This is a genomic window from Pseudoalteromonas sp. M8 (assembly GCF_018141365.1).
Taxonomy (GTDB): domain Bacteria; phylum Pseudomonadota; class Gammaproteobacteria; order Enterobacterales; family Alteromonadaceae; genus Pseudoalteromonas.
This window is the reverse complement of sequence record NZ_CP047240.1, coordinates 1,352,274-1,365,000: the sequence shown is the minus strand read 5'-3', so window position 1 is coordinate 1,365,000 and position 12,727 is coordinate 1,352,274. Positions and strand designations below refer to the sequence as shown.

The following is a 12,727-nucleotide window of genomic DNA, read 5'->3' as shown; positions in this document are numbered from 1 at the left end:
CTACTGGCGCACCACCTTTTAAAATCACAATCGTTGGCAAAGCTTGTAAACCAATTTGCTGAGCGAGTTGAGATGCCAGCGCTTGTTGGACATCACAATCAATAACGCCTACGGTTATATGCTCACTATAAGCTGCCGCTATCCTCTCCAATATTTGGTCTTGCTGAACACATTCAGGATTTTGATTGCTATAAAAGGTCAGCAATAACGCTTTCTCTGGATTTGGATCGGTTATTACTTGCTGAATGTTTTCAGGGGTTAGTTGGATTTTATTGCTCATATTCTATTTTCTGTCTGAGTAATTAATATGGTTGATATAGTGACACTATCTGAATTTACAACCAAGCCAAGAAAACAATTATGCAGAGCTTGGCTTTCTCTTTCGGGTAAATTTCCCCTTTCTTGCACCACGTTTTTTAAATGCAGGTACAGGAACACCTTTCAGTGCATTCGTATTGATAGACTGAGCGCTGTCAATAAATCCACCTAACTCATCACAAAGCGGTTGCATAAATTGATTATACGACGTTTCCTTATTGGCGATCTTTCCGAGCAATGACTCCCAGAGCGCAGTTCTATCTGGTAATGAAAGTGACTCAGGTAGGGTTTGAATAAATGCTTTTCCCAGCGCCGTAGAATATATCGTCTTACCTTCTCGTCTAAGAAACTGCCGTCTAAACAAAAGCTCAATAATTCCGGCCCGCGTCGCCTCAGTGCCAAGCCCATCAGTGTCTTTCAATACCTTTTTGATAGATTGATCGGAAACAAACCGTGCAATACCTGTCATCGCACCTAATAAGGTAGCTTCAGTGTAATGCTTTGGCGGCTGAGTTTGTTTTTCTTTAACTTCACCTTTCTCGCATAAAAGTTGCTCTCCCACCTGTAACTCCGGCAATAGGCTTTCTTTCTCGACCTCATGACCTTTAAACAGTATCTTGAATCCTTGATCTGTTATTTGCTTCGCTTGTGCTTTGAATTGACCACCACTAATCTCCAACTCCACTTTAGTTTCGTTGTAGCGGTAGGGGTGAAAGAATTGCGCAAGATACTGTACAGAGATGAGTTGATAGACCTGTAACTCTCTATGCCCAAGCTGAGCACTGCGGAGCTTTTTAGTGGTTGGAATGATAGCGTGATGCGCTTCTACCTTTTTATCATTCCAACACGCTCCTTTTAGATTCATGTCAGCTAACTTAATAAACTTACTTTCTATTCCCTGATTGTGCTCGGCAGCCGCAATGACTTGCTCTCTTTCAACAAAATGTTCTTGTGGTAGATAACGGTTATCTGATCTAGGGTAAGTGATCAATTTATGTTTCTCATAAAGTGCCTGACAAATATCCAACACTTGCTGAGCCGATAAACCGTAGCGCTTATTTGCGTCAATCTGCAAAGAAGAAAGGTTATAGGGTAACGGCGGGTTTATCTTTTTTGGTTTTGTTTCAACCTTATTTATTGTTGCTTGCTTTTGACTGATCCGATCCGCAACGTTTTCGGCTAAGGCCTTAACCAGAACACGCCCATCTTCGTCCATATAGGGCTTACATGCTTCACTTGGTACCCACTTAGCTTCAAAAACACCCCAATTTGGTTTATTGATATGTGCAATCACCTCATAAAATGGTTTAGATACAAAGTTCTCTATTTCTAGATCTCTTCTAACAACCAAACCAAGTACCGGAGTTTGCACTCTGCCAACCGACAAAACAGTATTCACTCCCGCTTTTTGCCCGGCCAACGTAAATGCTCTGGTTAAATTCATCCCAAATAGCCAATCCGCTCTAGCTCTTGCAAGTGCAGATACACTTAAAGGAACAAATTCTTGATTAGAACGTGTCGAAGCCAATGCCTTTTTCACAGCTTGTGGGTTTAAATCACTGATCAACAAGCGTCGGATCGTTGCTCTTTTCCGTTCAGGCAAGTTTACAAATTGAAATACTTCGTCCACGAGCAATTGCCCTTCTCTATCAGGATCTCCAGCATGGTAGATTTCATCGGCTTTTGTGAGTAACTTTTTTAAAGTGCTAAGCTGCTTTTTTGTTTTTGGCTTTGCTTTGAACTGCCATTGAGTCGGCACGATTGGTAGATCATGAAAGTGCCATTTTTTGTATTTGACGTCGTAGTCTTCAGGTTCTGCTTGTTCCAACAGGTGACCTATACACCAAGAAACCACATCACCATTCGCGACTTCTATATAACCATCTTGTTTTTTATGTGGTTTTGGTAAGACATCGGCGATTGCTCGGCCTAAAGAGGGTTTTTCTGCGATATAGAGTTTCATGATTAGCTTAACTGTATATAGATACAGTTATCATAGTGAATTTTGACGAAAAACACCATAGCTGCAAAGAGACTGTCTCCAGTCTCTTTGCAAACCAACAAACTTACGTTCTTAATAAGTTAAGTTGCTTGTGTTTTTGTTCGACTATCAGCGTCATTGAACTGGCTGCTTGCTCTACTTCATCTGCGAACTTCGAAAGCTCAGCAGCGGCATCTGAAATGCCCGTCGTATTCGTATTAATTTCTTCGGTAACCATACTTTGCTCTTCCGCAGCCGTAGCAATTTGTGTTACTTCGTTAGAAATGCTTGTCAGCTCAGCAACTAGCGTACTCATTAACCTAGCCGATTCTTGGCAATAACTCACTGCGTCTTCACCTAGCTGCACAGAGCTCTCAATGATCCGGCCTGAGTTCGCGACTTCACTCTGTAGGTTATCTATTAGTTTACTAATGTCGTCCGTCGATGCTTGTGTTTTTGACGCCAAAGCTCGAACTTCATCTGCAACAACCGCAAAACCACGCCCTTGCTCCCCTGCCCTTGCCGCTTCAATTGCTGCGTTTAAGGCCAGTAAATTAGTTTGCTCTGCAATAGCTCTGATCACTTCTAGTATTTTAGAAATATCATCACTGCGCTCAGATACCTTCACGACCGCTTGTTTTGCATCAATGACTTGATCCGCCATTGATTGCACCGTTTCGGTCGTTTTAATGATGCTTTGTTCGCTTTGCTGAACTTGATCTGCGGCCTGATTCGTACTTGCAGCCGCTTTTTCCGATGCCCGAGCCACCTCTGAAGCAGTTGCACTGAGTTCGTTAATTGCAGTAACTACGCTATCTATTTCTAAGTGCTGATTAGCGACTTTGTTTTTGATGTTTATCGCGGCTTCTGTTGTTCGATGCGACTGCTCGTAGGAAGATTCAGCAAGACCTTTGAGGTCATCAATCATCTTTCGTAGTTTATCAGTAAAGCGGTTAAAGCCATGTGCCAAGGCAATCAACTCAGCATGATGACTCACTTCTAGTTCATGCGTTAAATCGCCTTCGCTAGAAGCTAAGTTCTCTACCCGCTCCTGAATATGCGTAAGCGGGCCGATAATTGTGTTCACTAATACCACCGCAATGGCAATGCCAATAACAGCAATAACAATACCGATAATGAGCATCCAGCGACCAACGGAGTTTGTCGACTCCTCCAGCTGACTTTGCAGCGTTGTAGCAGAACTAAGTGCAATTGCCTTAGGTAGTTCGATTACTAGAGACCAAGTGGTGTTTGGTAACGCAATTTTAATCGGTACCGCTACGACTAAGTCTTCACCAAGCTCTTTAATCCCAGAACCTGTGTGCAGCGATTTTAACACCTCAGCCCTATCTGACTTTGTCGACTCAGCAAGTGGGCGGGCTAAATTCTTGTAGTGACTAGAACCCACAACAAGACCCAACTCACTTAACAAGGTTACCTTAGCGGCTCCTGAGTAAAGCGAGTTTGAGAGCTCGTCGACCATGGTTTGGAAAATCGGCAAATTTACATCCACGCCCACTAGGCCTCTAAATTGACGATTGACCACGACTGGTGTGGTCAATGAGGTCATCAGCATTTTGTTGCCCGGAGAAATTTCATATAAATAGGGCTCCATGATACACGGCGCCACTTTATCTTTTGCGCACAGATACCACTCGGCTTCTCGTAGGCCAAACTCATTGATTGCATCGGCATATTTTTCTTCTGCCGACTCAACTTTTTGTTGCATCGGACCATTGGCTTCTTGAGTAAAGTAGAGCTCTAAGGTACCAGCGCCCGGCACAGAGTGACTCGAACCACCTTGATTACTGGCATCATTGCCATCGTAACCATTCGGTTCAAACTGTGCATACATAGAAGACACAAAGCGATTTTGCTTTAGCGCACCATTGACAATTTCTTGCACTTGTTCACGGCTCAGAGGATCCTGCTCGGCGGTATGAGATAGTACACCCGCCAAAGTATAAGGAACACGATAGGCTTCATTGATAAAGCCAGCCACACGTTGCCCATATTGATTGCCTTTAGCGATAAGACCTTGGGATATTTCATCATAAATCGCTTGTTGGACCCCTTCACTTTGCTTGGTATTTTCTGCTGCAAGGTGAAACCACATTGTTGTCACTAATATAACAACCAAACTCGTTACTAATGCTGTTACAAAGAATAAGAGTTTGTTTTTAATCGAAGCTTGTTTCATAACATTCCCAGTTTTTAGACTTAGTATGCAAACAAATTGCACTGCACGTTCATCATCAACTTGATAAAACGAGTGACCCCTATTTTTATCGGCGACTATGAAGTCTTTTTTAACTGTAGCAAAAAATTTAATAACGTACTGAAATTTATGATGCTTGAGTGGGATTATTTAGGGAATAAATTATAAAGTGATGGGTAAAAAAAATAGCGCCGAAGCACTATTTTTTTATCTTGTCTTTGCCTGTCGTCTTTTCATTACTCGGCAAGCGGTGATGTATTGCTGACTTAATCAGCATATATCCAGAAATAGGGGCAGTGAGCAGCAAAAATATTGAAATCAAGATTTCCTTTACACTCACACCATCAGTCGTGGTACTAAAATACACCATTGCCGAGGTCAATAAGCACGCCATTCCAAGCGTTGTGGCCTTTGTAGGACCGTGGAGACGCATAAAAAAGTCAGGCATTTTCACAAGACCAATAGAGCCTATCAATACAAACGCACCACCTAACAGTAATAAAATGGAAATTATCCATTCCGACATATCGCTCTCCTATTCTATGATGTCGCCGCGTAGCAAATACTTACATACCGCAACCGTACTTACAAAACCAAGCATTGCTATTAATAATGCGGCTTCAAAGTACAATGCAGTTCCCATACTCATTCCGTAAAGAATAATAAGCGCAATGGTATTTATGTACATGGTATCGAGCGCTAAAATTCTATCTGGAATTGAAGGTCCAACAACCAAACGCCAAAGATTTAGCAAAAGTGATACACCTATCATCGCAAAGACAATAAGAATTACAGTTTCTAGCATTCAAAAATCTCCTTCAATGGCGCTTCATAACGAGATTTAATAGTATCAATCAACGCTTGCTCATCCGTAAGATCTAACACGTGGATCAATAAGTATTTACGCTCTGGTTTTTCGCCACTTTTTACAGACTCAGGCCAAGGGTATACCTCAGCACTTACGGTGCCAGGAGTTAAAGATACCGTGCTGGCTAAAATAGTGATTGGCATAGCTTGATCTATATCGAGCGGCACCAACACGAAACCGGGGCGCAATTTCTTCGTTGGTCCTAAGATCTTTATCGCAACCTCAACGTTGGCGGTAATGATATCGTAAAGTACCAAAAGCAAATGAGTAAACGCACGCCATGGCTTAATGATCAGTGGCTGCTTAGTTCTAAACCGATAGGTAATAAGCGGGATCACAATCGCTAGAATAGTCGCGAGAATAATATGCCCAGCTGACACACTATTATTCATCAATAACCACACAGTAAATAGCAGTAAGCTGCGAAATGGAGTTGGTAGCCATTTAAACCTTGCTTCTAAACGCATCTATTTCGCTCCTTTTAACACAGCATTCGTCATGCTAGAAAAGTCGTGCAAAGAGTCGGCTGCCGACAATGCGTAATCAGTCAATGGACCGGCAAAAATCACCATTAACGGCGCACAAGTTATCAAGGTAAGAATTGCGATAATTTGGGCTGGGTGCGCTTTTTCTGCCGATTGTGTATCAACCTTACCTGTATGATGCCAAAACACTGTGCTACCAGCTTTTGAGACACTTACTAATACCGCTAAGCTTACTAACAAATACACCGCCCAAAACCAATACGTGTGACTCGACTCGATGGTCGACTTTAAGATCCATACTTTGCCAATAAAGCCTGATAACGGCGGCATACCAATCACAGTGATTGCCGCAATCGCAAACATGATGCCAAGTAACATAGGTTGAACTACTGGGCGACCCGCGGTGATCCTATCAGCGACTTTCCCCCTTTGTTTCCCCACTAAATCAGCAAGTAAAAACAAAGCAGCAGACACTAATGTCGAGTGCACTAAATAGTAAATGGCTGCAGCGCTGCTATTTACCGTTTGTACGGCGACTAATGCCACTAGAGTGCCAACTGACACCACCACTAAATTTGCAGACAGCTTACGCAAATCTTGACTAGCAAGTACGCCAATCCCACCCATGACGATAGTCGCCAGAGCGAGCCACCATAGCCACTCTTGTGCCATATGACTTAATTCACCAGCTTGATCGCCAAAAATCAGTGTATACACACGCATCATAGAATACACACCCACTTTAGTCATGATTGCAAATAAAGCAGCTACAACAGGTAATGCGGTTGCATAGGTGTTTGGCAGCCATAGATGAAGCGGTAGCAAGGCACCTTTTAGCGCAAATACAACCAATAATAACAAGCCGCCAATTTTAGCAAGATAAACATCATCTCCTTGTAAGAAGGTGATCTTATATGCCATATCCGCCATGTTTAGGGTACCAAGCACACCGTACAAGATACCTAATGCAATCAAAAATACCGACGAACCTACTAGATTTAGGATCACGTATTGCAATGAAGCACGGGTATTATGCTTGTCACCACCATGCATTAACAACGCATAAGACGCTATCAACAAAATCTCAAAGAATACAAATAAGTTGAACGCGTCACCAGTTAAGAAGGCGCCGTTTACCCCCATCACCAAAAAGTGCAGTAACGGATGGAAGAAACTTCCTCGCTCGTCGTCTCCGGCACAGCTATACAGCGAACACACAAAACACAACAAAGCGGTTAAGCTTACTAACAGAGTAGAAAGTTGATCAGCAACTAACACAATACCAAACGGTGCTTGCCAGTTACCAATCGCATAAACCTGAATGCCAGACTGCTGAACATGTAGTAAAAGTGAGGCACAAACTGTAAACGTAATTAGCGACATAAGTACTGAAACTTTACGCCTAATCGCTAGGTTTTTACCACACGGTGGCATCAGCAGGATCACCCCTGCCAACATAGGTAATAAAATAGGTAAAGAAGTCATATGTTGGATCATGCTTTACCCTTTTTGTCAGGAACAATGCCATTTACATGGTCATTACCCAAATCAGAACGACCGCGAATAGCTAAGATCACGACAAATGCCGTCATCGCGAACCCGATAACAATTGCCGTCAATACCAAGGCTTGCGGCAGTGGATCTGCATACTCACTGCTATAACCAAGCACTGCTGCTTTGTTTAAGGTCAATCTACCCGATGCGAACAAAAACAAGTTGACCGCATAAGACAACATAGTTAAACCAAGAACAACAGGGAATGTTCTTGCTCGTAGAATCAAAAATACGCCACAGGCTACTAGCAAGCCCACGCACGATGCATAAAGCAATTCCATTAAATATTCACCTCTTCTTTGGGCGCATTTGCCGTTACTTTACCTAGGCTCGCCAAAATCATCAGCGTTGCACCTACCACGGTGATATAAACACCAAGGTCGAATGCGATGGCACTTGCCAACTCAGTTTTACCTACCAATGGGATATCAAAATAATCAAACCATGAGGTTAAGAATGGTTTGCCAAAGAACCAACTTCCCACACCGGTTGCTAGAGAAATAGCGATACCCGTTGCGATAATCTTGCGGTAATTGACATCAAAGCGCTCTGCAATCCAATTCGAACCATGAGCAATATATTGTAAAATAAAGGCTATCGCCGTGATTAGGCCCGCGATAAATCCACCACCTGGTAGATTGTGACCGCGCAAGAAAATATAAACCGAAACCAGCAATGCCAAAGGCAATAAGCTTTGTGAAATACTTGCCAGCAGTAGCGGATATCTCTCTTTTGCCCAAGGTCTGCCTTCACTGTCACTGCCAGGCATAAATAGTGGTAAGTTAATCAGTAACTTATAAATCCCAAGCGCCGCAATACCCAGTACGGTAATTTCACCTAGCGTATCAAAACCACGGAAATCCACTAAGATAACGTTAACGACATTCGTCCCGCCACCGCCAACTTTGGCGTTTGCAATAAAGAACTCAGAAATACTATCCAATGGCCTTGTGATCAAGGCGTAACTGATACTTCCGATGATCACACCAATTGCTGAAGCAATACCCATATCACGGAGTACGCGAATAGAACTAGACTCCTTCGGCGTTCTTTGCGGTAAGAAGAATAACGCAAGCATCAACAGAATAATGGTCACTACTTCTACCGTTAACTGAGTAAGCGCCAGATCCGGTGCTGAGAAGCGCGTAAAGGCAACCGACACCATGAGACCAACAACCGAAATCATTAGCAGTGCAACCATACGAGTACGATGCCAGATAACCGTGCCAATCGCTCCAATCATTAATAAACCAGCACCAATACCGTTATGTACGTCAATTGGCGTCGGCTCTAAATTACCCACTAACTGTGACATTTCAAACAATGGCCAGCCTGCACTCACCAGCACAACGATAAACATCAGCATCAGATAACGCTGTAACGAACCATTTTCTATTGCGTTTACACGCGCGCGACTCCAAGACACTATGTTGTACATAGTGCGTTCAAACGTTTTCTTAGCGTTCATCGGCGGTAATGAAGCTTGGAATTGGAATAGATATTTGCGCTGAGTATAAATTAATAAGCCACCACATACCGCAAGGCCACTCATGAGCAGTGGTAAGTTAAAGCCATGCCAAATAGCAACCTCAAAGGTTGGCGCAGCCTCCCCTAATACCGCACTTGATGCTGTCTTTAACATGCCATCAACGATAAAGTTAGGGAACATGCCGACTATCAAACATAAAGCGACCAAGATTTCGATTGGAAAACGCATATAGCGTGGCGCTTCATGCGGCTCCTTGGGTAAATCAATTGGATCTCCGTTGAAGAATACGTCATGAATAAATCGCGCCGAATACGCAACAGAGAATGCACCGGCGATTGTCGCCAAAATTGGAATCAACCACGACATAGAGCCCAGAAGTTGCTGGTGTAGCGTCTCGGCAAAGAACATTTCTTTTGACAAGAAACCATTAAGTAGCGGCACCCCAGCCATCGCAGAAGCGGCAACCATCGCAAGCGTTGCGGTATAGGGCATAAATCGCCACATACCGTTGAGTTTACGCATATCACGAGTGCCCGTTTCATGGTCGATGATCCCCGTCGCCATGAATAAAGAGGCCTTAAACGTTGCGTGGTTAATAATATGGAAAACCGCCGCAACAGTTGCAAGCTCAGTATCCAGACCAAGTAATAAAGTAATAAGGCCTAAATGACTGATCGTCGAAAACGCCAAAAGACCTTTTAGATCATGCTTAAATAACGCGATATAGGCACCAACGAGCAATGTCGCTAAGCCAGTTAACCCTACGAGGATAAACCACAGCTCTGTACCCGCCAGCGCAGGATAAAAGCGCGCCAGTAAAAATATTCCAGCTTTCACCATAGTCGCAGAGTGTAAGTACGCACTTACAGGCGTTGGTGCAGCCATCGCGTGCGGTAACCAGAAATGGAATGGAAATTGCGCGGACTTGGTAAATGCGCCCAGTAGCACAAGGATTAACGCCACTTCATATAACGCATGGGATTGAATAAGCTCACGACTCGATAAAATCACATCAAGGTTATAACTACCTACAATATCTCCTATCAACATCAAGCCAGCGAGCAGTGCTAAGCCGCCACCGCCAGTGATAGCAAGTGCCATTTTCGCCCCTTTGCGGGCCTCTGACTTATGCCACCAATAGCTAATAAGTAAAAATGAACTAATGCTGGTAAGCTCCCAGAATAACCACAGCTGTAATACGTTATTAGACATAACGATACCAAGCATAGCGGTCATAAAGAGCATTAAGTAAGCATAAAGTTTAGGCATGGAATCATTGGGGCTCAGGTAGTATCTGGCATAGAAGATAACCAGCATACCAATGCCCAAGATCATGAAAACGAACAGCAACGCAAGACCATCCAGTCTAAACGCGATGTTAATATCTAGAAGCGGGACCCATTCAAATGTGTACCGAATAGTCTCTCCTGCGAAAACGGCAGGAGCGAGATCAACAGCAAGTAAAATTGCCACTGCTGGCGCTACTAAGGTTATAGCAGTCGACTGATTACGAGAAAGCTTTCCCGTAAATGCAGAGATAAAACTGCCAATTAAGGATAGCAAGGGTATCCAAAATAAAGTCATAGATGAAACCTTTTATTTGCGTCGTTATGGCTCGTTTAGATTAATGTGACATTCCCCCTTCCAAGTTGGAGCGATCGGTACACATTAACCACACGTACATGAACCCTGTTATACTTGATTAGTGTTTGAGTTGTCTAGAGTTTCACTTTCTAGCTGATGCTATTTTAGCCAACCTTAACAAACTATTCAGAATAAGTTCAAAACTATTCAGCCGAATTAACCGCTATTTTATCTTCTAAACGTATTGAATTCAGTACTGCTAACCACCTTTGACGGTAATTTGCATCTAACTTAATTGATTGATATTCGAGCAAAGAGTGACTATTCGAGGGTTTATATGAGGAAAATTTACCTAACTCGCAAGTGCGACTTGGCACCCAATTGTTCGGTGCGTGGTCACCAACGTAAAGATTTGGTGCCTTTTGCCCTGAAGTCGCGCAAAGCCATTTTGCTTTTTTAGCTGGTACTGGGTATTCATCTTCAAAACCACTAAAGTGCATAAGCTCGTGTACCAGCGTGTTGTAAGTGCTGGCGCCGCTCAAAGTCATGTGCTTACCGCTGACATTAGCAAGCCCCTCCGTTGCCATAAACACCAAGTGATCGTATTTTGACAAGCCCTGCTCGTATCGTAAGTCGCACATTGCAAATCCCCTTTGCCTCTTACAACTAAGTTTGTTCGCCGCATATATCGGTTTAGATAAACAATATACGCCTTTGGCTGGCTCTGGTTGTTGCTCATAAGCATGTTTAAGCACTTGTAAACGCTGCAAACCATCTAAATTACTGGCGATTAATGCAAGATTAAACTGACAAGACGCACTTGAATGCTGACGCTCTGAGAGAGTCTGAAACAGTCTTAAATAGGGATTATTCAAAAATGTCGTAACAGGCTTTCCTTGCCACACCGCGAGCAACGAAGTGAGTTCTGGGTTTAACGCGTAGCGTTTTGAAAGCGCATAAAGCAAGTGATATCGGCCAAGTGATACTAACTGCTCGGACACTTGCTGACGCTGCTGACGATTTAAACGAGACCAAGTATCGAGTAAAAGCAGCTTAGTGCTATTTTTCTGTTGAGCACTCAAATCGCGCTGTAACCGTTCAAACTCCCAACTTGGTTGCTTTAGGCCTGCAATGGCTTTTACTAATTGTGCACTTGCTTGTGAGGGTAACACCTCAAGCGCCGGTGCAATGGCAAAATAGCTATTTGGATTGGCGACGACAAGTGCTGATTTTTGCGCGATAGAGAGGTGTGCATAATTAGGGCTGCTTGAAAACAGCAGCCCTATAAGCATAAAAATAAAAAGGTGTTTAGCTCGCGTCTTGTTCGTCATTCAACTGGGCAAGTAAATCAAGCTCAAGACGGGCGTATTTATGTTCTACAAACTCATATACATTGGTTGCCAATGCGAGCTTAAAATAGCTAATCGCAGAGGCTAAGTCCCCTTGCGTCTGATATTGCTTAGCCAGATAAAAATAGGCCTCACAGAGACGCTGCGCATACTCTTCTTGGGTGCTCACGCCCTCAGAGATCTGCGCAAGAAATGCTTCTTCAGATAAAGTCCCCAAATACAATGCAACTAACTGAGACGACCACTCGTCAGGGTCTAATGCTTGGCTATTTGCCGCCAATGTCTGCTTAGCAAGCGCATCGTCTACTTGCTGCTGAGCAATATACAGCCACATAGCACGGTACGCATCTTTTGGAGCACGCGCCAAAAAGGCTTCAAAATCTTTTACAGCTAAATCGGCTCTTTCACCGTAATACAATGCGATACCACGATTTAAATAGGCATATTCATGTTGCTCGTCGAGCTCTAGCACAGCATCAAACATTTCATATGCCCGGCCATAATTTTGCTCTAGCGTTTGATGAATACCTAGGAAGTTATATACTTCAGCGAGATCTGGCTTAATTTTTACGGCGCGATTGAAGTCAATACGAGCAAGGGTTTGCAAACCAATGCTATCGTACAGCATACCGCGATTGTATAGCAGCTGCGCGCGTTGCTCATTTGCCATATCCGGCTGCAAGAGTAACTCGTTAAATCGAGCAATGGCAATTTCATTACGGAAATTAGCTTGAAGTGGTACTGCAAGCGGAACATTTACAATGTTTTTAGTGGCCTCTGGCTGCGTGCTTTTACATCCTACCAGCCCCATTAGCACTAATGGCACAACTATTTTCGCTAACTTCATTTCCTTCCTCATTCAATGGCATTTGCCCGTTTAG

11 protein-coding genes (1 of these 11 running past the window's edge) are annotated in these 12,727 nt (G+C 43.4%); all 11 read right to left on the bottom strand.

What is annotated here, in order from left to right; translation table 11 throughout:
* Positions 1-280: the start of a tetratricopeptide repeat protein gene (locus GSF13_RS10920; RefSeq protein WP_211868268.1), read on the bottom strand. 578 nt of this gene lie to the left of the window's left edge; only the first 280 of its 858 coding nucleotides appear in the window; it begins with the start codon at positions 278-280; the stop codon falls past the left edge of the window.
* A gap of 78 nt (positions 281-358) precedes the next feature.
* Positions 359-2,281: a DNA topoisomerase III gene (locus GSF13_RS10915; protein ID WP_211868266.1), complete on the bottom strand. Its 1,923-nt coding sequence runs from the start codon at positions 2,279-2,281 to the stop codon at positions 359-361.
* A 103-nt stretch (positions 2,282-2,384) separates the two neighbouring features.
* Entirely contained in the window at positions 2,385-4,499 is a 2,115-nt protein-coding gene (locus GSF13_RS10910; protein WP_010607878.1) for a methyl-accepting chemotaxis protein, read from the bottom strand.
* A gap of 217 nt (positions 4,500-4,716) precedes the next feature.
* Complete coding sequence (locus tag GSF13_RS10905; RefSeq protein WP_010370840.1) at positions 4,717-5,043, bottom strand: Na+/H+ antiporter subunit G; 327 nt, start codon at positions 5,041-5,043, stop codon at positions 4,717-4,719.
* A 9-nt stretch (positions 5,044-5,052) separates the two neighbouring features.
* Positions 5,053-5,322, bottom strand: coding sequence for a K+/H+ antiporter subunit F (locus GSF13_RS10900; protein ID WP_010370838.1), 270 nt, complete (start codon positions 5,320-5,322; stop codon positions 5,053-5,055).
* Positions 5,316-5,852, bottom strand: a complete 537-nt coding sequence (locus tag GSF13_RS10895; protein WP_010607877.1) for a Na+/H+ antiporter subunit E — start codon at positions 5,850-5,852, stop codon at positions 5,316-5,318. The genes GSF13_RS10900 and GSF13_RS10895 overlap by 7 nt, the downstream gene beginning before the upstream one ends.
* The gene (locus GSF13_RS10890) at positions 5,853-7,367 is read right to left on the bottom strand and encodes a monovalent cation/H+ antiporter subunit D (RefSeq protein WP_211868264.1); all 1,515 of its coding nucleotides are present in this window, start codon (positions 7,365-7,367) and stop codon (positions 5,853-5,855) included.
* The gene (locus tag GSF13_RS10885) at positions 7,364-7,705 is read right to left on the bottom strand and encodes a Na+/H+ antiporter subunit C (RefSeq protein ID WP_010370832.1); all 342 of its coding nucleotides are present in this window, start codon (positions 7,703-7,705) and stop codon (positions 7,364-7,366) included. The genes GSF13_RS10890 and GSF13_RS10885 overlap by 4 nt, the downstream gene beginning before the upstream one ends.
* Positions 7,705-10,497 carry a monovalent cation/H+ antiporter subunit A gene (locus GSF13_RS10880; protein ID WP_130164624.1) on the bottom strand — a complete coding sequence of 931 codons (2,793 nt, stop codon included), beginning with the start codon at positions 10,495-10,497 and terminating at the stop codon, positions 7,705-7,707. Before GSF13_RS10880 ends, GSF13_RS10885 begins: the two co-directional genes overlap by 1 nt.
* Before the next feature lie 203 nt (positions 10,498-10,700).
* Complete coding sequence (locus GSF13_RS10875; protein ID WP_211868262.1) at positions 10,701-11,828, bottom strand: hypothetical protein; 1,128 nt, start codon at positions 11,826-11,828, stop codon at positions 10,701-10,703.
* Entirely contained in the window at positions 11,806-12,693 is an 888-nt protein-coding gene (gene nlpI / locus GSF13_RS10870; RefSeq protein ID WP_010607873.1) for a lipoprotein NlpI, read from the bottom strand. Before nlpI ends, GSF13_RS10875 begins: the two co-directional genes overlap by 23 nt.
* Positions 12,694-12,727: the final 34 nt, after the last annotated feature.

Excerpts from the sequence above, each read along its gene's own strand:
- nlpI (WP_010607873.1), bottom strand. The coding sequence starts at position 12,693 with ATGAAGTTAGCGAAAATAGTTGTGCCATTAGTGCTAATGGGGCTGGTA.
- GSF13_RS10910 (WP_010607878.1), bottom strand. The coding sequence starts at position 4,499 with ATGAAACAAGCTTCGATTAAAAACAAACTCTTATTCTTTGTAACAGCA.
- GSF13_RS10885 (WP_010370832.1), bottom strand. The coding sequence starts at position 7,705 with ATGGAATTGCTTTATGCATCGTGCGTGGGCTTGCTAGTAGCCTGTGGC.
- GSF13_RS10880 (WP_130164624.1), bottom strand. The coding sequence starts at position 10,497 with ATGACTTTATTTTGGATACCCTTGCTATCCTTAATTGGCAGTTTTATC.
- GSF13_RS10890 (WP_211868264.1), bottom strand. The coding sequence starts at position 7,367 with ATGATCCAACATATGACTTCTTTACCTATTTTATTACCTATGTTGGCA.
- GSF13_RS10900 (WP_010370838.1), bottom strand. The coding sequence starts at position 5,322 with ATGCTAGAAACTGTAATTCTTATTGTCTTTGCGATGATAGGTGTATCA.
- GSF13_RS10875 (WP_211868262.1), bottom strand. The coding sequence starts at position 11,828 with ATGACGAACAAGACGCGAGCTAAACACCTTTTTATTTTTATGCTTATA.
- GSF13_RS10895 (WP_010607877.1), bottom strand. The coding sequence starts at position 5,852 with ATGCGTTTAGAAGCAAGGTTTAAATGGCTACCAACTCCATTTCGCAGC.
- GSF13_RS10915 (WP_211868266.1), bottom strand. The coding sequence starts at position 2,281 with ATGAAACTCTATATCGCAGAAAAACCCTCTTTAGGCCGAGCAATCGCC.
- GSF13_RS10905 (WP_010370840.1), bottom strand. The coding sequence starts at position 5,043 with ATGTCGGAATGGATAATTTCCATTTTATTACTGTTAGGTGGTGCGTTT.